Source organism: Streptomyces spongiae (genome assembly GCF_009377185.1).
In the GTDB taxonomy this organism is placed as follows: domain Bacteria; phylum Actinomycetota; class Actinomycetes; order Streptomycetales; family Streptomycetaceae; genus Streptomyces; species Streptomyces spongiae.
Genome location: NZ_VJZC01000117.1, coordinates 1 through 22,016, shown reverse-complemented (window position 1 = coordinate 22,016; position 22,016 = coordinate 1). Strand labels below are relative to the sequence as shown.

Genomic DNA, 22,016 nt, shown 5'->3' with positions numbered 1-22,016 from the left:
GGTCGGGCCCTGCCCGTCCCCGCCGGCGCCGACCATCTGCTCGACGTACTCATCGCGCCGCACCCGGCGCCCGACCCTACGGTGACACCATGAGCGACCCACAGAAGAACAAGGCCGCGGCCAAAGCGTTCTACCACCTGATGTTCAACCAGTGCCGCCCGGCCGAGGCCATCGACCAGTTCGTCGGTGAGACCTACATTCAGCACAACCCGCACGTTGCCGACGGCAAGCAGGCGTTCATCGACTACTTCGAACGCATGGCCGCCGAGTATCCCGGCAAGCGCGTCGAATTCAAGCGCGCCTTTGCCGAAGGCGACCACGTGATCCTGCACTGCCACCAGATCTGGCCCGACGAGGAGTACGCGGGCATCGACATCTTCCGCTTCGATGCGGACGGCAAGATCGTCGAACACTGGGACGTCCTCCAGGTCATCCCGCCCACCTCCAAGAACAACAACACCATGTTCTGAGCGAGGTTCCTCGGACTCACCGACTCACCGACTCACGACGACACGGAGTTACCCGCCCGATCGCGAGCGATGTGCTGCGGTGCGGCCACAGACGCGCGGACGGCTGGTGGCTCTGCCCGATTGGAGCATGTACTCGAATTGCGTGCGGGTCTGTCGCAGGCCGGGCTTCCACGTCTTCGCCGGAGCATGCAGTCCCGAGGACGGGGCGCGGCTGCGGGCGTCGCCACCGGACGGCTGACCCCGATGGTCCTCGACGTGACGGACAGGAAGTCGGTCCAAGCCGCCGTGCACAAGGTCGCCGAACCTGTCGGCGAGGCCGGGCTGTGGGGGCTGGTCAACAACGCGGGCATTGCCGTCAAGGCCCCCTGGAGTGTGTGCCGACGGAGCTGACGCGCCGCCAGCTCGCCACCAAACAGCGTCCCGCGGCCGGTTCAGGAGTCTTACCGCCGCGCGTTCCTGCGGTTCATGGAAACCAACGAGACCTCGGCCCGAACCAGCCGCACCACTTCCGACGGCATCGCCCGGGTGGTCTTCCGCGCACTGGCCGCCAAGCGGGCCAAGACCCGCAACTGCGCCGGCCAGGACGCAAGCAGATTCTCTCGACCTCGCTGGCGTGACGCGTTTCCGATGATGCATCACGTGGAGTGCGAGCACGCCAACCTGCGGGCGGCACTGGACGAGGGAGGTCACCCCCAGGCCAACCTGGCACGTGGTGGCAGGAACTTCAACGACCACTTCATGGTCGCCCACCTGGTGGAGCACCTCGCCCGGGTGACCGCCGCCAAGGGGCATCACGTAGGCGATCAGCATGCTCGTTGTGTGGAGGGCATCGTGTGTGCCCTGGGCCCAGCGGCGTACGAGAAGGCCTTCGCGGAGGGCAGCAGCCACCGCCAGCTCGACGATGTCATCCACTTCGCCCTGCGCACCGCAACGGAACCGGCCGCAGTGGTGTCCGTCCCGGCCGCCACGGAGTTCAGACCCTCGCTGTCATGGACGTCGCAGGCCGAGGCATCGACGACTCAGGGTGGTCCGCTCGCGCGGCCCGGTTGTGCATCGGGGCACCTGGCTTGCCCGTTCATGGGCCTCGAACTACCAAGGCAGGAGCCTCGGGGCCGATCTTCCGCGCGACGACCGGATCGCAACACTCCTGGCCGCCACCTCCTGCCTCGGCCTGCTGAAGGCACGCAGCCACCCGCTCCTCGCCGTCATAGTGGCCACGGCCTGCACCGTGGCCACCGGGGCCATGGGCTACCTGCCCACCCCGCTGCTGCTGGAGCCCCTCATGATGGCGCTGTACTGGCAACGCACGACTCCGGCACGACTATCTGCAATCCGTCGGCGGGAACCTGCACGCGGGTCCCCGCCCCGAGGGCGGCTTCGAAGTCACCACCTCCCTGCCGATCCAGCCCCACACCCAGGCGGAAGCCCTGGCCGAGCGACAAGAGGCAACCCCTTGACCATCCGTGTCCTGCTCGCCGACGACCAGGCCCTGCTGCGGGGCACGTTCCGGCTGCTGATCGACTCCTGTACCGACATGGAGGTGGTCGGCGAGGCATCCGACGGCCAGGAGGCTGTGGAACTCACCCGTATTCATCACCCCGACCTCGTCCTCATGGACATCCGCATGCCCGGCACGGACGGTCTCACCGTCACAGCCGCCATCTGCGAGGACCCAGAACTGTCCGGTACCCGCGTCCTCGTCCTGACCATGTTCGAGACAGAGGAGTATGTCGCCCAGGCCCTCCGTGTCGGTGCCAGCGGTTTCCTGGGCAAGTACGTCACCACGGACACACTCCTGGCAGGTATCCGCACCGTCGCCGCCGGCGAGGCACTGCTGTCACCCGGGGCGACGCAGGTCCTGATCAGCCGCTTCCTTGCCGGCCCCCGGCGGGGACCTCTCCTCGTGCCCGTGGAGCGCCTCAGCGACCTCACTCCGCGCGAACGCGAAAACTCGGCGCCCGCGACCGTGCCCAACTCGTCGTCATCGCTTACCAGACCGGCTTGGTGCGCTCAGAGCCGACCAGCTTCTGATTTCCCACCCGATCACGACACACTCCTCGGGGCTCTGGGAGGGAGTTAAGTCCGTTTCTTGTAGCGGCCTCGTCCGGGTTGGGTGAGGAAGCCTTGGCGGGTAAAGCCGTCCGGGGCGGCTTCGGGTGACGTTCATGGGTGGGTTTTCGGAGTTCGGCGGTCTGCGGATGTCGAGAACGTGCCACTGGCTCCGTCCCAGGGACATCAGCGGCCACCACCGGCCGCACGAGGAAGAAGGAGAAACCAGCATGGCGATTCAGCGGATGGACAACGTCGGCATCGTCGTCGAGGACATGGATGCCGCCATCGCGTTCTTCCTGGAACTAGGTATGGAGCTGGAGGGCAGGGCGGAGATCGAGGGCCTCTTCGCCGACCAGTGCACCGGACTCGACGGCGTCCGCTGTGACATCGCGATGGTCCGGACCCCGGACGGTCACAGCCGGCTCGAGCTGGCGAAGTACCGCAGCCCCGCGGTGATCAGCGCCGGGCCGCGCAACCGGCCGCACAACATTCTGGGCACGCACCGCGTCATGTTCGCCGTCGACGACATCGAGGACACCGTTGCCCGCCTGCGCCCTCACGGCGCCGAACTCGTCGGCGAGATCGCCCGGTTCGAGGACAGCTATCTGCTCTGCTACCTCCGTGGTCCGGAGGGCATCATCGTCGGACTGGCCGAGCAACTGCGCTGAGAAGGCGTTGAGTCCCTTCTCTCTCTCGGTTCGTGATCGCTCGATCGTGGTACTCATTCGCCGCACAGGCCCAATCGTTCGTCATGGGCGTGCTGGGATGCGGGCATGGACCGAAGACCGTATCCGAGCGACCTATCGGACAGCAGTGGGCACTGATCGAGCCGATGATCAGGGCGTCGTACGTGTCCCGGTACTCCAGCGACAGGGTGGCGACATTCTCGGGTATCACCGCTGAGCTGGAAGCGGTGCTCTCACTCGCGGCTGAGTTGACGGGGACCCGGATGGGGGCGGGCCCTTGGCGTCGAGTTGATCGAGGGACAGAAGAAGCCCAGCTTCTTCGGTGAGTACGACACCAGCAGGTTCCTGGTCTGCAGAAAATGAGTGGAATCGCCGGATGGGAGGCGAAGCTGGTCCGCTCCTGGTCCGGACAGGCAGGTACGGCTGTCGTTCCGCGGCTGAGCGGCGCGGCCATGGGAGCCCCCGGGCGGTGTGCCACGTGCTAACGTAGAGCGTTTGCAGCGTGGCTGTGTCGGTGCCGATTCGCGGTGCCTGGTCGGTGGCCGCGTACCCGCCGCGCCTTCCTCGGTACGGTCCCTTCGGAGGAAGGCTCTCTGTGAGCGAATCAGCACGTGCCGATGCCCGGCAGCAGGATGCGGTGTCCGAGGCGTCGGGCGCCACTGCGGCTCCGCCCCCGTCGGGGTCCTTCGCGGAGCTGGGACTACCGGCCGAGATTTTGCGGGTGCTCGTTGAGCAGGGTGTTACGGTGCCCTTCCCCATCCAGGCGGCGGCACTGCCCAACGCACTCGCGGGACGGGACGTCCTGGGCCGGGGCCGCACCGGATCCGGCAAGACGCTCGCCTTCGGCCTGGGGGTGCTTGCCCGGACGGCCGGGAGGCGCGCGCAGCCCAAGGAGCCGCTGGCGCTCGTTCTGGTGCCCACGAGGGAGCTGGCGCAGCAGGTCGGTGAGGAGCTCACTCCGTACGCCGAGGCGCTGGGGCTGCGGCTCGCGACCGTGGTGGGCGGGGTGTCCATCGGACGGCAGGCCACCGTGCTGCGGGACGGCGCCGAGATCGTCGTCGCCACGCCCGGTCGACTGCACGACCTCATCGACCGCAGGGGATGCCGGCTGGGACAGGTGAGCATCACGGTCCTGGACGAGGCCGACCAGATGTGTGACATGGGGTTCCTGTCGCAGGTCACCGAAGCCCTGGACCAGGTGGGTCCCGACGGGCAGCGGATGTTGTTCTCCGCCACCCTCGACCGCGATGTCGACCAACTGGTGCAGGACTACCTGCGCGACCCCGCCGTCCACTCCGTGGACCCCTCGTCCAGCGCGGTCTCCGCGATCGAGCACCACGTCTTCGTCGTGCACGGCCCGGACCGGTACGCCGTGACCACGGAGGTCGCCGCCCGGGACGGCCGCGTCCTGCTGTTCCTGGACACCAAGCACGGTGTCGATCAGCTCACGCGGCATCTGCGGGCCAGCGGTGTGGCCGCCGCGGCCCTGCACAGCGGGAAGTCCCAGCCGCAGCGCACCCGGACCCTGGCCCAGTTCAAGAACGGCCAGGTCACTGCCCTGGTCGCGACGAACGTCGCTGCGCGCGGCCTGCACGTCGACGACCTTGACCTCGTGGTCAACGTCGACCCGGCCACCGACCCCAAGGACTATCTGCACCGCGCGGGCCGGACGGCCCGGGCCGGCCGCTCCGGCACCGTCGTGACGCTCGTCCTGTCGGGACAGCGTCGCGAGACGAGCCAGGTCATGGCGGACGCCGACGTCGTCCCCAAGGTCACCAAAGTGAGGTCCGGCGAGGCGGAGCTGAGCCGGATCACCGGCGCCAAGGCCCCCTCCGCAATGCCCCTCGACGGCGGGCCCACCGCGCAGCGCCCTAAGAACCACAACGCCCCGTTCCGTGGCCTGGGCAGTACCAAGGACGCGAAGAGCGGCTCCGGCGGTAGGCCGTCCCGCAAGAGCAGCGAGGCCCGCAAGCTCGCGGAGGCCCGCAAGGCGGCCCGGGTGCGGCGCGGCGGCTGAGCCCGGCTTCCCGGACTGCCGGGCGGTGCTTCGTCCGGGCTGCTGGTTCCGTGGTTGTCCTGTGCCCCTCGCATCGCCGACCCGGAATGTGCCGCGCTGCGGATAGGCTGGCCCTCATGCCGTCACCGCGCCGCACCGCCCGTCAGGCCGATCTGCTGGAGCGGCTGGTGGCGCTGCTGGTGGCGGAGGGCTTCGCCTCGTTCACACTCGACGATCTGGCCGAGCGGCTGCGGTGCTCGAAGACGACGCTCTACCAACTCGCAGGAACCAAGCAGGACTTGGTCAGGGAGGCGGTCAAGCACTACTTCCGCGGCGCGGCCGATGCCGTGGAGAAGGAGATCGCCGAGACCGTCGATCCGGCCAGCCGTGTCCAGGTGTATCTGACCACCGTCGCTGAGCAGCTCAGCTCGCTGTCCCGGGCGTTCCTGGACGACATGGCGCAGTTCCCGCCCGCGCGCGAGGTGTACGAGGCCAACACGCGGCTCGCCGCCGACCGGGTGCGGAACCTGATCGCCGAGGGTGTTGCGGCCGGAGCCTTCCGTGAGGTGCACGCCGCGTTCGTGGGCGAGGTCGCCGCCGCCACAATGCGGCAGATCCAGTTGGGCGAGGTAGGCGCGCGTATCGGCCTCACGGACTCCGAGGCCTATGAGCAGCTCGCGTCGCTGATCGTGCACGCCGTCTCGTCCTGAGAGTTCCGTCCTCAGCCGCGCCTGCCCAGGAATTTCCACAGGGGTGCGCGTTGGCCCTCCTAATGATCGTACGGTCAATGATACTCTGGTATCAATCTCAGTACCACTCTCGCGGAGGCGCCTGATGCCCGCCACTCGCACAGTGCAGACCGAAGAGGCCGCCGACCTCCTGGAACTGACTCGTACGTTCGCGTCCAGGGAACTGTCGCCCAAGGCGGCCGAGGCGGAAGCCGGCGGGACCTTTCCCCGGGAGACCTTCCGCACCCTCGGTCGCAGCGGACTGCTCGGACTGCCCTATCCCGAGGAGTTCGGCGGCGCCGGTCAGCCGTACGAGGTGTATCTCCAGGTACTGGAGGAGCTCGCGGCGGTGTGGTCGAGCGTCGCCGTCGGTGTCTCCGTCCACGCACTCTCCTGCTTCCCACTGGTCGCGTTCGGCACCGAGGCGCAGCGCAGGGCGTGGTTGCCGGACATGCTCGGCGGGGAGTTGCTCGGTGCGTACTGCCTGTCGGAGCCGCACGCGGGGTCCGACCCGGCCGCGATGCGCACTCGTGCGGTTCGGGACGGCGACCAGTACGTGGTGAACGGCGTGAAAGCCTGGACGACCCACGGCGGGTACGCCGACTTCTACACGGTCATGGCCCGTACGTCGGACGACCGTTCGCACGGCACGTCCTGCTTCCTGATCCCGGCGGACGCACCTGGTCTGAGTGCCGATCCGCCGGAGCGCAAGATGGGCCTGACGGGTTCGGCAACCGCCACCATGCGTCTGGACGGCGTCCGTGTGCCCGTCGAGCGCCGTATCGGTGAGGAGGGGCAAGGGCTGCAGATCGCACTCGCCTCACTGGACTCCGGGCGCCTCGGTATCGCGGCCGTCGCCACGGGCCTGGCACAGGGCGCCTTCGATCACGCGGTGCGCTACGCGCGGGAGCGGGAGACCTTCGGAAAACCGATCATCGACCATCAGGGGCTCGCGTTCGTCCTGGCCGACATGGGCGCCGCGATCCACTCGGCCCGCGCCACGACGCTGGCCGCCGCACGTCTGAAGGACCAGGGACTGTCCTTCACTGCGGAGGCGTCCATCGCCAAACTCGTGGCCACGGACAATGCCATGAAGGTGACCACCGATGCCGTGCAGGTGCTCGGCGGGTACGGCTACACCCGTGACTTCCCCGTGGAGCGCTATATGCGGGAGGCCAAGGTCATGCAGATCTTCGAAGGCACCAACCAGATCCAGCGCATGGTGATCAGCCGTGCGCTGAGCCGTCCCGGTGGGGGCGCCGTGACCGTCCTCGGAAAGGAGACCTGATGCGGCTGGAGCACACCGCGGCCCTCGTCACCGGCGGAGCGTCGGGCCTCGGCGCGGCGACCGTGCGAGCACTCACAGCGCAGGGCGCCGCGGTCTACGCCGTCGATCTCACGGAGAGCATCGAAACATCTCCCGAGGCCGAAGGAGTCACCTATCTGGAGGCCGATGTCACCGACCCTGACCAGGTCAGGGCGGCCGTCACGACGGCCGTCGGCGGCGGGGCGCCCTTGCGCACAGTGGTCAACTGCGCCGGTATCGCGCCGTCGATGCGGATCATCGGGAAGAAGGGGGCGCACGACCTGGCCCTGTACGCCAAGGTCGTCCAGGTCAATCTGATCGGCTCGTTCAACGTTCTGGCGCTCGCTGCCGAAGCCATCGCCGACACCGAGGCCGACGCTGACGGACAGCGAGGCGTCATCGTCAACACCGCCTCCGTCGCCGCCTACGACGGGCAGATCGGGCAGGCCGCGTATGCATCCTCCAAGGGCGGCATCGTGGGCCTGACACTGCCGGCCGCACGCGACCTCGCTCAGTACGGCATCCGGGTGTGCACCATCGCACCGGGCATCGTGGAGACCCCCATGCTGGCCACGATCTCGGAGGAGTTCCGCACCTCGCTCGCCGAAGGCGTCCCCTTCCCGCGTCGGCTGGCCCGTCCCGAGGAGTACGCGCAGCTGGTTCTGTCGGTCATCGCCCACGACTACCTCAACGGCGAGACGATCCGCATGGACGGCGCGCTGCGTATGGCTCCCCGGTGATCCGGGGCACCGGGGAGCCGCTCACGTCAGGTCGATGACGAGCTTGCCGATGGCGGTGCGCGTCTCGATGGCCCGAAGCGCGTCTGCCGCTTCGGCGAGCGGATAGGTCGTCCGCACCATGGGCTGCAGCTGCCCCGAGACGATGCGCGGAAGCAGGTCCGCCCACTGCTCGGCGAAGTAGGCGGGACGAAGCCGCACGTATTCCGCCCAGGCGACGCCGAGAACACCGGAGTTGCCCAGCAGCAGCCGGTTGGTGCGCACGCTGGCGATCTCGCCGGAGGCGAACCCGAGCACGAGGAGGCGGCCCTCCGGTGCGAGTGCGCGGAGCGAGTCCGTGACCCTGTCGCCGCCGACCGGATCGACGACGATGTCGACCCCACGCCCACCGGTCAGCCGGCGGACCGCGTCGAGGAAACCGCCCGGGGACACGACTTCGTGGGCGCCGCAGTCACGGGCGAGCCGCGCCTTCACGTCGCTGGACGCTACCGCGATGACCTCGGCGCCACACGCCCGGGCGACCTGCACCGAGGCCGTCCCGAGCCCGCCGGCGGCACCGTGCACCAGCACGGTCTGGCCAGGCCGCAGCTCACCGCGCTTGGTGAGCGCGAAATGCGCGGTGAGGTGGTTGACGACGAGCGCGGCGCCGTCGACGAAACCGACCTCGTCCGGGAGGGGCACGACGTGCGCCGGGTCGACCGAGACGACCTCCGCGAGTCCCCCGAAGGTGAGGAAGGCCGCGACCCTGTCACCCGGGGCGAAGGCGGAGCCGTCCGGGGCGTCGAGCACGATGCCCGCCACCTCGAGCCCCGGGGCGAACGGCAGCGGCGGCTTGACCTGGTAAAGACCCCGGGTTGCGAGGAGGTCCGGGAAGGTGATGCCCGCGGCGTGCACCGAGATGCGTACGGCGTCCGCGTCGTGTTCGGGTTCGCCGACCTCCCGGACGACCAGTGCGGCGGGCCCCTCGTACGCTGTGACCAGGGCCGCACGCATGGTGCGCGTGGGCGCGCTCATACGGCGGCCTCCTCTCGGCGGTTCTCCAGTTCCCTGATGCGGGCCCGCTCGGCGCGCCGTTTGCGCTGCTTGGCCGTCCACGAGGAGAGCCCGACCGCGACGAACAGCATCGCCCCGTTGAATACCGGCTCGACCCACAGCGCGACACCGATCTGCTGGAGCCCCGCGACCGCGACGCCCACGACGTAGACCGCGACCAGCGTGCCCATGATGTTGAAACGTCCCGGAGTGATCGCCGTGGCCCCGAGGAAGGCACCGGCGAAGGCCGAGATGAGCAGGGAGTTGCCGGTGTCGGGGGTGGCGGCCCCGATGCTCGCTCCGAGGATGACCCCGCCCGCTCCGGCCAGCAGGGAGGAGCTGACAAAGGTCAGCACGATGTACGAGCCCGCCGGAACGCCCGACAGCACCGCGGCGCGCTTGTTGCTGCCGATCGCGTACATACGGCGCCCCAAGGGCATGCGGTACATCACGACGGCGAGCGCGAGCACCATGACGGCCGCGTACACGACGGGCAGTTTGAGTCCGAGGAGTTCGCCCCGCGATATGTCGGTGAGTGCCTTCGGCGCGGCGCCGTACACGCTCTCGCCCTTCGAGTACCCGAGTGTGGCACCCGTCATGATGCTGCCGCTGGCCAGCGTCGCGATGAACGAGTTGATGCCGAATCGCGTGACCGCGATCCCGTTGGCGAGGCCGACGAGCGCCGACATCCCCATGGCAGCCCCTATGGCCCACACGACCGGCACACCGTGCTGGAGCACGAGGCCGACGGTGAGCATCTGCGACAAGCCGAACGTCGACGCGACGGAGAGGTCGAACTCGCCCACGACCAGCGGCAGCGTCACGGCCATGGCGAGGAAGACGACGGTGACCTGGTTGTTGAGGATCGCCCGGAAGTTGTCCACCGTCCCGAACGACTCGGGGCGCGCGAGGGAGAAACCCACGAACAGGACGACGAGTACGCCGACGAGCGAGTACGTGCTCAGCGCGTTCGGGCCGAAGAGGCGGCGAGGCCGTGAGGGGCGGGCCGATGCCGACGGTGACGTGGCGGAAGTGGGAGACATGGCGTCCTGGGCCGTCATGGGAGATGTCCTTCGCGTGTACCGGTCGTGAGCGCGGTGAGCTGGTCGAGGGTGAGCTCCTCGCGGTCGTACTCGGCGATGGCCTCGCCGTAGCGCATCACCAGAATCCGGTCGCTGAGAGCAAGCGTCTCTTCGAGGTCGGAGCTGGTGAGGAGGATCGACATGCCGTTGTCACGGGCCCAGCGGACGCGGGAGTAGAGGTCCTCGCGAGCGCCGATGTCGACGCCGACCGTCGGTTCTGCCAGAACGAGCAGACGTGGCCGGGTCGCAAGCCACTTGGCCAGCAGCACCTTCTGCATGTTGCCGCCGCTCAGGGTGGACAGCGGCGCCTCGGGATCGGCGGGGCGGACGCTGCTCTCCATGAGCACGGCGGTGGCTTGACGTGCTTCCTCCCTGCGACTCAGACGGGCGTTGGACACCGGCGTCCGTCCGTCGAGGAAGAGGTTCTCTCGCGCGGTGAGGTCGACGGCGAGTCCGTCCCGCACCCGGTCCGGTGGCACGTATGCCACACGGTCGGAGCGGTAGAGGGGCCTTTCCGTCGGCCGGTACGGCGATCCGTCGAGCGTCATCTCGCCGCCGTCCATGGCCGCCACCCCGCAGACGATCTCTCCCACGAGCAGATGTCCCGAGTCGGGCAGCCCCGTCACGCCGAGGATCTCGCCGGGCGCGATGTCGAACGACAGCGGGACGAGCCGCTCGTGCCCGATGTCGCGGACGCTGAGGCGAGGAATGGCCGAGGCCGGGATCTCGCGCCGTTCGCGCTCGGTCGTCGTGACGTCCTGCCCGACGACCAGTGCCGCGAGTTCGCGGCCGGTCAGCCCGGCCGCCGGTCGGCTCGCCACGACCGCCCCGTCGCGCAGGACCGTGACGCGGTCGCAGACCGTCAGGCACTCGTCGAGAGCATGGCTGATCAGCACACAGGCGACGCCCTGCGCGGCGAGGTCGCGGATGCGCTCGTACAGCCGCTGTGCGTCGAACGCGCCGAGGTTCGCGGTCGGTTCGTCGAGGATCAGGATGTCGGCTTGCTGGGCCAGCGCCCGGGCGATCGCCACGAGCGTCTGCTCGGCGATCGGCAGGTCCGAGACAAGGGTGTCGACATCGGTGCGCATGCCGACGCGTTGCAGAGCGGCCTGGGCGAGCTCCCTCAGCGCCTTCCTGTCAATGAGGCGCCGTCGGCGGGGAAAGCCGACGACAAGGGCGATGTTCTCGGCGATCGTGAGGCCGGGGGACAGGGCGCGGTCCTGGTGGATGATCGCGAGTCCCAGTGCCGCGACCGCTGCGGGACGGTGATGGGGTGGCAGCGTCACTCCACCCAGCCGGACGGTGCCGGCGTCCTGCGGCTCGGCGCCACCGACGATCTTCACCAGGGTCGACTTGCCGGCGCCGTTGGCGCCGAGGAGCCCGTGGATCTCGCCCCGGCCGACGCGGAGGTCCGCGTCGGCCAGGGCGACCTCACCGCCGTACACCTTGGTCAGTCCGGTCACCTGCAACGCGAGGGTTTCGTTCTCGTCCCGTGCCGCGGTCTGCGGGTCGCCGAGTGTCATGTCAGGAGGCACCCCAGATCTTCTTGTACTCGGACGCGAAGTCGACCATGCCGCTCCACTTGTCGATGTCGGTGTCGGCGGGGACGGTCGCCTTGTCGAAGGTCACGACTCCGAGGCCGGTCTTGTCGCCGGCGAGGTACGGCTTCTTGGCCAGTCCACGGATGACCTGGTCGACGGCTGCCCAGCCCGCCCACGCGGGAGAGGCACCGGCGTTGTAGAGCACCTGGCCGCTGCTGACGGCCTCCAGGCCGGCCGAGTCGGCGTCCTTGACCAGGATCTTGACCTGGTCCGCCTTGCCCGCCGAGGCGACGGCCTGCACGGCGGCCGGGAGGCCCACGGAGTAGGGCAGGACCAGGGAGGTCGCGTTCGGGTTCTTGGCGAGCGCCCCGGTGATGATCGAGTTGACCTTGGTCGGATCGCTCGCGTCGGTGATCTTCCACGACACGTCGGTCGTCCTGCAGCCCGAGCAGGTGGCCATGACCTTCTTGTACTGGCCCATCGCCTCGATGAGCGACGGCGCGGACGGGTCGGTGACCACGATCGAGTCGGCCTTGCCGTTGGTGCGGGCGATCTCGGCGTACGCGAGCAGCGACTCCATCAGCGGCATGCGGAACGACACGTAGGCGTCGTACAGGGTTCCGGACTTCGGCTGCGTGTCACCGTTGACGACCGTGATGATCCCCTTGGCCCGGGCCTCGGCGAGCTTGTCCCCGACGGCGAGGGTCGGTACCGCGATGCCGATGATCGCGTCGGGTTTGCGGCTGATGGCGGTGTCGAACGCCTGGGAGTAGCCCTGGGGCGTGCCGCCGCCGTCGACGATGTTCGCACTCCAGCCGAGTGCCTTTGCCGCCGCGACGACGCCGTTGGCGGAGGAGACGCACGCGGCGGCGCTCTTGGAGCAGACGATGACCTGGATGTTGGCCTTCGCCGCCGGTGTGGGCGCCGACGTCGGGCCTTTCCAGCTGCTGTAGGGCTTGATCTGGTCGGGCTTGACCGGGAAGTCACCGGCGCTGTAGGAGAACTTGCCCATCGTGCTCGTGACCAGGGTTTCGGCCCCCTTCGCCACCTCGCTGGTCGCCGACTTCTTGAGGTCGGTCGACGTGGACGAGTCCGAACCGGAGCTACAGGCGGTGAGAAGGACGGTTGTCGCGAGCGCCATGCCGCCGAAGGCCAGACGGACTCTTCTTCCGGCAGTGCGCGTTCGTGCCGTGGAATTCATGCGATCTCCTCTCTGAGACCCGCAAGGGCGAACGGCTGTCAGGGGGAATGGTGGGCCGGATCTCCGTGAATCTCAGCCGAGGGTGAACAGCGGTTAGCCTGTGCCGGAGAGGCTAGGTGTGGCTCAAATCGCCTGTCAATAACCGTGCGGACAAAAACCTCATGGGGGCTGTACCAGCACGTCGGAGCCATGGCGGCCGTAGACTCAGGGTCGTGGAAGGGCTGCCGTGACCGGTCTGGGACGAACCGCTGTTCGTGATGTCCGACGGCGTAGCCGCCCAGCGATCGTTACTCCCCGCCCGATGCGTGGTCCTCGGACCAGACGAAGTCGGCCGGATCGACGTGCCGCGTCATCGTGAAGTAGTCGACGATGCGCCACGGGGACGCGGCCACGACGCGGCCGGCGGCGTTGCGGTACCAGTTCGTCATCTTGGGATGCACCCAAACGAGCTTCGCGTGCGCGGCGTCGACGGCCTCGTTGTACGACTCGCACACATCGGCTCGGCACTCCATGGTTCGGGAGCCGGTTGCCCGCAGCAGTCCGAGCGCCTCGACGACGTACCGCACCTGCCACTCGGCGATCGTGAAGAAGCTGCCGCCGTGTCCGAGCCCGGTGTTGGGCCCCGAGAGCAGGAAGAGGTTGGGGAAGTCCGGCACGGTCATGCCGAGATACGCGCGTGCGTCGTGTTCGCCCCACACCTCGCTCAGCAGCCGGCCCGACCTGCCGCGCACCCGCATCGGGTAGAGGTAGCGCGTGCTCTCGAAGCCCGTCGCGAGCACGACGACGTCCGCCTCGTGGTGGTCGCCACCGGTGTCGACCAGGCCCGTCGGCGTGAACGCGGCCACGCCCTCGGTGACGAGACCGACGTCCTCGCGGCGCAGGGCGGCGTACCAGCCGTTGTCCAGCAGCATGCGCTTGCCGAACGGAGGATAGTCCGGGAGGCACTTCTCCAGGAGGTCGGGCCGCCCCCGCAACTGCCGCTCGATGTACCGCGTGTAGAAGCGGCGGTGACCGTCGTTGACGGCGTTGACCGACCGGCCGCCGGTGTCCCACTCGGGATCGATCTCCAGTGACGGGTGCACCCGGTCGTTGAAGATCCAGTTGAGCTTGGCGCGGTACCAGCGCTGGTAGAAGGGGACGTTCTCCATGAGCCAGTGGACGCCGCCGTCGACGGGCCGGAAGTAGTCCGCGTTGGGCGCGATCCATTGAGGTGAGCGCTGGAAGACGGTGAGCGACGCCGGTGTCCCGGCGACAGCGGGCACGATCTGCATCGCGCTGGCCCCCGAGCCGACCACCGCGACCCGGCGTCCTGCGAGGTCGATCCCCTCGGGCCAGCGCGCGGAGTGGAAAGCCTCGCCGCGGAAGTCGTCCATGCCGGGCAGATCGGGCACCTTCGGCCGGTTGAGCACGCCGACGGCCGAGATCACGGCGTCGGCCCGCAGTGTCGTGACCGTACCGTCCGCCGCGCGCAGGGTCGCCGTCCAACCGCCGTCGGCCTCGGCGTAGTCCAGGGCGGTGACCTCCGTGCCGAAGACGATGTCGCGCCGAAGGTCGTGCCGGTCCGCGAACGCCTCGAGGTAGGCATGGACCTCGTCGCGCTTGCCGAAGAAGGTGCTCCAGCGGTGCGGTTCGAAGGAGAACGAGTAGAGGAAGCTGGGCGTGTCCACTCCGCATCCGGGATAGACGTTCTCCCACCAGCCGCCGCCGACCTGCTGGTTCTTCTCCACGACCGTGTGGTCGATGCCGGCTTCCGCCAGGCGCAGACTCGACAGCAGGCCTGCCACGCCGGCACCGATGACCAGGACTGTCGTCCGCCGGGTCGGCCGGGGCGGCGGTACGCCGGAGGACACGGGGCGATGGCCGAGGAGTTCGGCCATCATGGGTTCGAACTCGGCTGGTACGTCCTCGCCGTTGACGAAGGTCAGAAGTTCCAGCAGGACGTCGCCCGCGGGACGGGGTACCGCGGCCGGCGTTCCCGCGTTCCAGGCCGTGATGGCGGCCGCGGCGCCGCGCCTGACCTCTTCCTGGATCTCCTCGGTCAGGCCCCCGGTGACGTTCTCGTCCATCCCGGAGCTGCGGGTCGGCCGGTAGCGGTCGGAGAGCCAGCCGCGATCTCCCGTGAGCTGAAAGGTCACCGCCAGGAGCACCGGGATGTTCGCCAGCCGCAGAGCGGAGTCCAGTTCTGCCGGGTCGAGGGCGTGCGGGCGGGGGGAAAGGGTGTTGGTCACGAGAATTGATACTAACGGCGGATAGTCTCAGATGGCCAGAGTCGATGGCGGCGGAGGGTGGGACGTCGCTATGGCCTGGGAACGTGCGTAATTGCCACCCTGCAGGGTGCTTGACATCGCGCTCGGCTCGCCAGCAGGATGCGGATCAGGCGAACTAACGCCTGTCAGTCCTGGCCTGGCGGGATCAAAGGACGAGATCATGGACCTGATCGACGCGATGTGCAGCACCGGTACCTGTCGCTACTACACCGACCAGCCCGTGCCGGACGAGGCGCTCTATACGGCCTTCGAGGCGGCGCGCTGCGCGCCCCAGGGCGGCAACCGCCAGCCGGTGCGCTTCATCGTGGTCCGCGACAAGAACACCAAGCAGGCGTTGTCGGACCTCTACCAGCCGATGTGGCGCGCGTACTACGACGGAATCCACTCCGGTGACATCCACGTCGGCGCCGTGCCGAAGACCGTCCAAGCCGCGGACCACTTCGCCCGCAACCTCGCACACCACCCCGTGCTCGTCGTGGTGTGCGCCGAGATCGAGAGCCTGCACGCGACCGACTCCGGCCTGGACCGCGTCAGTGTCGTCGGCGGAGCGTCGATCTACCCGACCGTGCAGAACTTCTGTCTGGCCCTGCGCGGCCAGGGCATCGCCTCGGCGCTCACGACACTGCTGTGCTCCGTCGAGCCCGACGTGACCAAGCTGCTCGGCATCCCGGACGGCTTCCTCACCGCCGCCCACCTGGCGGTCGGCTATCCGGCCAAGCCGTTCCCCACGAAGCTGACGCGCGCGCCGGTGGAGGAGTTCGTCTACCTCGACACGTTCGGCTCGCCGCTGTACGGGTCCTGATCTCTCCGACTGGCTGGAGGTCCCATGACCGAGCCCTCCTCGGTTCACCGCTCGCCCCTCGGCCGCGCCACGATCGGCGACCAGTTGCGCCGCCACGCCCTCAACCAGCCGACCAAGACCGCCGTCGTCTCCTTCACCCCCGACGGCGAACGGCTCGCGTGCAGCTACGCCGAACTCGACCGGCGGGCCAACAGGATCGCGCACGCCTTCCTCGCGCACGGAGTGACCCGCGGCGACCGCGTCGCGGTCATGTCGCGCAACCGTGTCGAGACGATCGTCGCCTACTACGCGGCACTCAAGATCGGTGCCAGCTACACCGGCATCAACCCGATGTTCCGCCCCGACGAAGTGCTCCAGCAGCTCGTGCACGCCGAGCCGGCGGTGCTGGTGGTCTCGGAGGAACTGCTCCCCGTGGTGGACCACGTGGTGGGTGAGGCACCCCCCGCCCTCGCGGTCGTCCTCGGCGAGGAACCGGGTGAACAGTGGGTCACCTGGGCCTCCCTGGAACGGGGACGACCGGAGACGGAACCCGACACCGACGTCGACGAGAACGACCTCGCGCTGATCGTCTACACCAGCGGCACCGAGTCCGCGCCCAAGGGCGTCATGATCCCGCACCGCAACTACATGATCTCGACAACGCCGTCGTGGACCTGGGGCCTGAAGGTGACGCCGGCCGACGTATGGCTGTTCGCCATGCCGTTCCACTCGATCGCGGGAATCGGCTGTCTCACCTCCCTCACGCTCATCGGCGCGACGGTCGTGCTGCCGAACACCCTGGAGCCCGGCACGACGCTCGCGACGATCCGGGACGAGGACGTCAACGTGGTCGCCCAGACCCCGACGCTCTTCCTGTCGCTGTGCCGGCACCCCGGCTTCGGACCCGGCACGGTCGGCCGGGTCCAGCGCTGCCTGACCTACGGCGGGACGCTGTCGCAGTTCGCGACCGACGCCTGGGCGAAGGCCGCTCCCGACATGGTCTGGGGCACGTACTGGGGCCAGGGCGAGCTGACCCAGCTGGGCTCGGTCGGCTTCTTCAAGACCCTCGACGAGGTGCCCGACCACGACCCCACCTGGATCGGGAAGGCGGTCCCGCACCTGGAAACGCGGGTCGTCGGGCCCGACGGGAAGGACGCCGAGATCGGTGAGCTGTGGTGCCGCTCGCCCTCGGCCATGGTCGGCTACTACAAGGACCCCGAGAAGACGGCCGCGGTCATGCACGACGGATGGATACACACCGGGGACATCGTGCGCATCGACGCCGAGCGCAATCTGTTCTTCTACGATCGCAGCAAGGACGTCATCAAGACCGGGGGCCTGAACGTGTCCTCGCAGGAGGTCGAGCGGGTGCTGCAGCGCCATCCCGCGGTGCTGCGGGCCGCGGTCGTCGGCCTGCCGGACGACTACTGGTCGGAAGTCGTCACGGCGTTCGTGATCCTCGACGACGGCGCCACCGTCCGGGAGACCGACCTCATCGCCCACTGCAAGGCGTCGATGGCGTCGTACAAGGCACCCAAGACGGTCCGGATCGTCGAGGCGTTCCCCACCGACGCACAGGGCAAGGTGCTCAAGCGCGAACTGCGCAAGATCCGTTCGACGGAGGAAGTCCGATGACCGCGCCCGAGAGCGCCGAAAACATCCCCTCGCTGCACCTGGCGAAGGAGACCGCCCCCAAGAAAAAGCCATCGCGCCGCGACGAGATCGTGACGGCGGCGGCCCGGTTCTTCGCCGAGCGCGGCTACCACGACGTCGGTATGCGCGACGTCGCCGAGGCCGTCGGTATCCGCGGCGCCAGCCTCTACAACCACTTCGGGTCCAAGGAGGACATCCTCTTCCAGATCGCACTGCTCGTGGTGCGCAGTTCGGTCGACGGCTACATGACGGTGCTCGACGAAACCGGCACCCCGGCGGAGCGCCTCGCGGCACTGAGCCGCGGCCACGTCATCCACGTCGCCTCGCGCCGTGTCGAGTACCGCGTCGTCTGGACCGAGGTCAAGGCCCTCAGCCCCGAGCACCGCAAGACCGTCGACGACTACATGCGCTACTACCAGCGGCGCGTCCGTGACGTCGTCATGGCGGGGTCACGGCAGGGTGAGTTCAAGGTCGTCAACCCTCGTCGCGCCTCGGTGGCGCTGATGGACATGATCAACGGCATCAGCGGCTGGTTCACCCCGTCGATGGACTGCGACGAGTTGGCCAACGACTACATCCGCTTCGGCATCGGAGGCGTGCTGCACTACGAGGGCGACATGGACGCGCTGTGCGCCACAGCGACCAGGATGACCGACTCCCTGGGCTTCGTGGCCCCTCCGGTCTCATGACTGCCGGCCCCCTCGCCGGGCTGCGCGTCGTGGAGTTCGCCGGCATCGGTCCCGGCCCTCATGCCGCGATGCTTCTGGCCGACCTCGGCGCCGAGGTCATCCGACTCCAGCGGGACTCCAACGACGACTCGCCCGACGGCATCACCACCCAGGACGTCATCGTCCGGCGCGGACGCCTGACGGTGCCCACCGACCTCAAGGACCCCGACGACCTCGCGTTCGTGCGCCGGCTGCTGTCCATGGCGGACGTCGCGATCGAGGGTTACCGCCCCGGCGTCCTGGAACGCCTGGGCCTCGGCCCCGCCGACCTGCTCGAGGACAACCCCCGTCTCGTCGTCGCCCGGCTGACCGGCTGGGGCCAGGACGGCCCCGAGGCCCACGTCGCCGGACACGACCTCAACTACCTCGCGGCGACCGGCGTACTCGACGCCATCGGCCGCCCCGGCCAGATGCCGGTGCCACCGCTCAACCTCGTCGCGGACTTCGGCGGCGGCTCCATGTTCGCCCTGTTCGGCATCCTGTCGGCGATCGTCGAGCGGGAGCGCTCGGGGCGCGGCCAGGTCATCGACGTCTCGATGGCCGAGGGCACACTCACCCTGTCGGCGATGGTCTGGTCGTGGCGTGCGGCGGGCCGCTGGCCGGGGAGCCGCGGCACCAACATCCTCGACGGCGGCGCGCCGTTCTACGACACGTATCCCTGCTCCGACGGCGGCCTGATGGCGATCGGGGCGCTGGAGCCCAAGTTCTTCGACCTCGCCCTCAAGGGGCTGGGGCTCGACCCGCGGGAACTGCCCGCACAGTACGACCGTGCCGGGTGGCCGCGGCTGCGCCGGGCGATCGCGACGGCCTTCGCGAGCCGTACGCGTGCGGAATGGGCCGCGGTGTTCGAAGGCTCCGACGCGTGTGTCACGCCGGTGCTGAGCTTCGACGAAGCGGTCGACCACCCGCACCTGGCGCATCGTTCCGCCTTCGTCTCGGTGGGCGGTCTGACGCAGCCCGCCGCCTCACCGCGTTTCTCCCGGACTCCGCCACCGGCGCCGGCGCCGGAGACCTTTGGTGAGCTGGAGGACGTCGTCGACCGATGGGCAGCGGCCGACACCTCGGCGAACGGAGTGAGAGCCTCATGACGAACCCCGCGGTCATCCTTGAGGAGACGGCAGCGCGGCACCGCGACCGAACCGCCGTCGTCGCGGGCACGCAGGCCCTGACGTACGGCACCCTCGACCTCCGCTCCTCGCAGTTCTCCTCCCTTCTGGCCGAGCGGGGTGTCCACCCCGGCGAGCGTGTGGCGCTGTCGTGCACCAACGGGCCGTTCTTCCCGATCGCCTACTACGGCATCCTCAAGGCGGGAGCCGTCGTCGTACCGCTGAACGTGCTGCTGAAGGGCGGCGAGGTCGCCTACCACCTCCAGGACTCCGGAGCCGTGGCACTGGTGGCCGCCGTCGGCGACGACTCGCTGCCGCTCCATCTGACCGCGCGGGAGGCTTTCGAAGCCGTCGGTGGCTGCCGGGAACTCGTCCTGATGGACGCCGCCGAGCAGAACCCCTCGGGGTTCCTGTCCGAACTCGACGACCAGGACGGAAGCCGGCGCGCCGCCGAACGCGACGACAACGACACCGCCGTCATCCTTTACACCAGTGGCACGACCGGCCGGCCCAAGGGCGCGGAGCTGACGCACGCGAACCTGCGCGGCAACGCCGAGGTCTCCGCCCCGCTGTTCGGAGCCGACGAGAACCGGCCCGACACCCATCTGTGCGTCCTGCCGCTCTACCACTCCTTCGGACAGACGGTGGTGATGAACTCCGCCGTGCGTTTCGGTGGCACGATCGTCACGTTGCCGCGCTTCGAACCGGCGGCGGCGCTAAACGCCTTCGTCGAGCACGGCATCACGGCCTTCGCCGGCGTCCCCACGATGTACTGGGGCCTGCTGCGGGCGCTGGAGGGCCGGCCGGACCACCCCGGCGACGGACCGCCCGCACCCTCGCTGAGGCTGGCCCTGGCCGGCGGGTCGGCGATGCCGGTGGAGCTCGCGAAGGAGTTCCACGCCCGGTTCGGCCTGCATGTGCGCGAGGGCTACGGCCTGTCGGAGACATCCCCCGTCGCGTCGTTCGCGCCGCCGGACACCCTGCCACGCCCGGGCTCGATCGGCCTGCCGATCCCCGGTGTCAGGATGGCGCTGATCGCCGACGACTGGACCGAACTCGACGGGCCGGACGCGATCGGTGAGATCGCCATCAGCGGTCCGAACGTGATGAAGGGCTACCACGGGCGCCCCGAGGCCACGGCCGCGGTGATCCGCGACGGGTGGTTCCGCTCGGGCGATCTCGCGCGCCGGGACGAGGACGGCTACTACTACATCGTCGACCGGGCCAAGGACATGATCATCCGAGGTGGGTTCAACGTGTATCCGCGAGAGATCGAGGAGGCCCTGATGACGCATCCCGCGATCTCCCTCGCCGCGGTGGTGGGGGTGCCGGACCCTCGGCACGGCGAGGAGGTCAAGGCGTACGTCATCCTGCACCCTGGCGCGTCATTCGCGCCCGAGGACCTGGTCGCGTGGTGCCGCGAACGCATGGCGGCCTACAAGTACCCGAGGCTGGTCGAGGTGCGGGAGGAGTTCCCGACGACCTCGACCGGCAAGATCCTCAAGCGGGAGCTGCGGTGACGGCGCCGAGGCCGGGGCCGTGGTTCCTGGAGGACTTCGAGCCCGGCCAGGTGTTCACGACACACGGCCGCACGGTGACCGAGTCGGACATCGTGTCGTTCGCGGCCACGACCTGGGACACCAACGAGGTCCACACCGACTCCGCCCGGGCGGCCGAGGGCCGCTTCGGCGAGCGGATCGCCCATGGCCTGCTGGGCATGTCGATCGCGATGGGCCTCGTCTCCCGCCTCGGCATCTTCGAGGGCTCCTCGATCGCGTTGCTGGCGGTCGAGGAGTGGCGGTTCCTGGCCCCGATCCGCATCGGTGACACCGTCACGTGCCGACTGGAGATCCTCGGAGTGCGCCGTACCAGCGCGGGCGACGCGGGCGTCCTGGACCGGCGGCTGACGCTCCTCTGCGCGGACGGGACCATCGCACAGCAGGGGCGGATTCCTCTGCTGATCAAGGCCTCGGCCGCCTGAGCTCGACCCTGTCGGTGACCTTGCAGGTGCCGAGGTCGGTCGCTGACAACCCGCCACGACCTCAGCCGCGGGAGTCCGTGCTCGCCGCGCTGGGCAGTCGGCTCGACGCCGCCATCCGAAATGGCTGACCTTACGGGGCTCCCCTGGGAGCATGAGGCCCCTGGTGCCGTCCGATGCGCTTGCCGTTCTCAACGACAGCCACTGTCACTTCACCGCTGAGGAAGTCCCCTCCCACGTACCCTTGGACTATCCCGCCGCAAAGCCATCCGTCGTCAGGGTCGTGCACCATCGAGGTTTGACGACCCATAGGGGCGTCAAACCGCCCGAGAGCGACTGCCTTCCGCAGTCTTGATGAAGACGAAGGAGAGGCTGTCGATGCCCCGCCTTGGCGTGGGGATCAGTGATACTTCAGCACTCGACGGTGTTACCACCGGAGTGAACGCGAGGATGTATGTGGCGAGTTGCCCCTACAGATCGTGAAGTCTTTGTTAAGGAAGCAGAGTTACTCAGCAGTCAACCTTGAAACTTCAATCAGCACGGCTATGATCATGGAGCATGCACGATGTGATCGCTCGCCGAGCGCCCCGATCGCACGGTGTCCAACACCACTCCCAGCCGCACGCCCGACACTTGTCCCCCCAGGCCCGATGCGGTCCCCCTCTCCATGCC

The 22,016-nt window shown here is 68.8% G+C and carries 18 protein-coding genes and 1 pseudogene; 14 read left to right on the top strand and 5 right to left on the bottom strand.

The genetic code is table 11. From position 1 onward, the window contains the following. The first annotated feature begins 89 nt into the window (after positions 1 to 89). The 8 genes and pseudogenes from FNH08_RS18380 (at position 90) to FNH08_RS18345 (ending at position 7,978) form a co-directional block, all read left to right on the top strand. Positions 90 to 470, top strand: coding sequence for a nuclear transport factor 2 family protein (locus FNH08_RS18380; RefSeq protein WP_152772576.1), 381 nt, complete (start codon positions 90 to 92; stop codon positions 468 to 470). Positions 471 to 656: 186 nt separating this feature from the next. Further along, positions 657 to 860: an SDR family NAD(P)-dependent oxidoreductase gene (locus tag FNH08_RS18375; protein ID WP_152772575.1), complete on the top strand. Its 204-nt coding sequence runs from the start codon at positions 657 to 659 to the stop codon at positions 858 to 860. A 1,063-nt stretch (positions 861 to 1,923) separates the two neighbouring features. Next, positions 1,924 to 2,501, top strand: a pseudogene (locus tag FNH08_RS18370) (response regulator). A 248-nt stretch (positions 2,502 to 2,749) separates the two neighbouring features. Further along, the gene (locus tag FNH08_RS18365) at positions 2,750 to 3,190 is read left to right on the top strand and encodes a VOC family protein (protein ID WP_152772574.1); all 441 of its coding nucleotides are present in this window, start codon (positions 2,750 to 2,752) and stop codon (positions 3,188 to 3,190) included. 655 nt (positions 3,191 to 3,845) lie between these two features. Continuing rightward, positions 3,846 to 5,225, top strand: a complete 1,380-nt coding sequence (locus FNH08_RS18360) for a DEAD/DEAH box helicase (RefSeq protein ID WP_407704401.1) — start codon at positions 3,846 to 3,848, stop codon at positions 5,223 to 5,225. A gap of 116 nt (positions 5,226 to 5,341) precedes the next feature. Further along, on the top strand, positions 5,342 to 5,914 hold the full coding sequence (locus FNH08_RS18355) for a TetR/AcrR family transcriptional regulator (RefSeq protein ID WP_152772573.1): 573 nt from the start codon (positions 5,342 to 5,344) through the stop codon (positions 5,912 to 5,914). 124 nt (positions 5,915 to 6,038) lie between these two features. After that, positions 6,039 to 7,220: an acyl-CoA dehydrogenase family protein gene (locus FNH08_RS18350; protein WP_152772572.1), complete on the top strand. Its 1,182-nt coding sequence runs from the start codon at positions 6,039 to 6,041 to the stop codon at positions 7,218 to 7,220. Further along, complete coding sequence (locus tag FNH08_RS18345; RefSeq protein WP_152772571.1) at positions 7,220 to 7,978, top strand: SDR family NAD(P)-dependent oxidoreductase; 759 nt, start codon at positions 7,220 to 7,222, stop codon at positions 7,976 to 7,978. The genes FNH08_RS18350 and FNH08_RS18345 overlap by 1 nt, the downstream gene beginning before the upstream one ends. A gap of 21 nt (positions 7,979 to 7,999) precedes the next feature. Here the strand turns inward: FNH08_RS18345 and FNH08_RS18340 are convergent, their stop codons facing one another. From FNH08_RS18340 to FNH08_RS18320, 5 genes are all read right to left on the bottom strand, one after another. Then, positions 8,000 to 8,989: an NADPH:quinone oxidoreductase family protein gene (locus tag FNH08_RS18340; RefSeq protein WP_228034203.1), complete on the bottom strand. Its 990-nt coding sequence runs from the start codon at positions 8,987 to 8,989 to the stop codon at positions 8,000 to 8,002. Further along, positions 8,986 to 10,068 carry an ABC transporter permease gene (locus tag FNH08_RS18335; RefSeq protein ID WP_152772570.1) on the bottom strand — a complete coding sequence of 361 codons (1,083 nt, stop codon included), beginning with the start codon at positions 10,066 to 10,068 and terminating at the stop codon, positions 8,986 to 8,988. Before FNH08_RS18335 ends, FNH08_RS18340 begins: the two co-directional genes overlap by 4 nt. Then, positions 10,065 to 11,612, bottom strand: coding sequence for a sugar ABC transporter ATP-binding protein (locus FNH08_RS18330; protein ID WP_152772569.1), 1,548 nt, complete (start codon positions 11,610 to 11,612; stop codon positions 10,065 to 10,067). The genes FNH08_RS18335 and FNH08_RS18330 overlap by 4 nt, the downstream gene beginning before the upstream one ends. Position 11,613: 1 nt before the next feature. After that, the gene (locus tag FNH08_RS18325; RefSeq protein ID WP_152772568.1) at positions 11,614 to 12,831 is read right to left on the bottom strand and encodes a sugar ABC transporter substrate-binding protein; all 1,218 of its coding nucleotides are present in this window, start codon (positions 12,829 to 12,831) and stop codon (positions 11,614 to 11,616) included. A 287-nt stretch (positions 12,832 to 13,118) separates the two neighbouring features. Then, a complete protein-coding gene (locus FNH08_RS18320) occupies positions 13,119 to 15,059 on the bottom strand; it encodes a flavin-containing monooxygenase (protein ID WP_322724777.1) in 1,941 nt (646 codons plus the stop codon). A 199-nt stretch (positions 15,060 to 15,258) separates the two neighbouring features. Between FNH08_RS18320 and FNH08_RS18315 the strand changes: the two genes are divergently transcribed. From FNH08_RS18315 to FNH08_RS18290, 6 genes are read left to right on the top strand one after another with little or no spacing between them, the layout of a single operon-like run. Beyond that, positions 15,259 to 15,900 (top strand): nitroreductase family protein, encoded by a 642-nt coding sequence (locus FNH08_RS18315; RefSeq protein ID WP_152772567.1) that lies wholly within the window; start codon positions 15,259 to 15,261, stop codon positions 15,898 to 15,900. Between the two features lie 24 nt (positions 15,901 to 15,924). Further along, positions 15,925 to 17,514 (top strand): class I adenylate-forming enzyme family protein, encoded by a 1,590-nt coding sequence (locus FNH08_RS18310; protein WP_152772566.1) that lies wholly within the window; start codon positions 15,925 to 15,927, stop codon positions 17,512 to 17,514. Then, on the top strand, positions 17,511 to 18,221 hold the full coding sequence (locus FNH08_RS18305; RefSeq protein ID WP_152772565.1) for a TetR/AcrR family transcriptional regulator: 711 nt from the start codon (positions 17,511 to 17,513) through the stop codon (positions 18,219 to 18,221). The genes FNH08_RS18310 and FNH08_RS18305 overlap by 4 nt, the downstream gene beginning before the upstream one ends. Next, positions 18,218 to 19,348: a CaiB/BaiF CoA transferase family protein gene (locus FNH08_RS18300; protein ID WP_152772564.1), complete on the top strand. Its 1,131-nt coding sequence runs from the start codon at positions 18,218 to 18,220 to the stop codon at positions 19,346 to 19,348. The genes FNH08_RS18305 and FNH08_RS18300 overlap by 4 nt, the downstream gene beginning before the upstream one ends. Beyond that, entirely contained in the window at positions 19,345 to 20,886 is a 1,542-nt protein-coding gene (locus FNH08_RS18295; protein ID WP_152772563.1) for a long-chain-fatty-acid--CoA ligase, read from the top strand. Before FNH08_RS18300 ends, FNH08_RS18295 begins: the two co-directional genes overlap by 4 nt. After that, complete coding sequence (locus FNH08_RS18290) at positions 20,883 to 21,347, top strand: MaoC/PaaZ C-terminal domain-containing protein (protein WP_322724775.1); 465 nt, start codon at positions 20,883 to 20,885, stop codon at positions 21,345 to 21,347. Before FNH08_RS18295 ends, FNH08_RS18290 begins: the two co-directional genes overlap by 4 nt. The last annotated feature ends 669 nt before the right edge of the window (positions 21,348 to 22,016 follow it).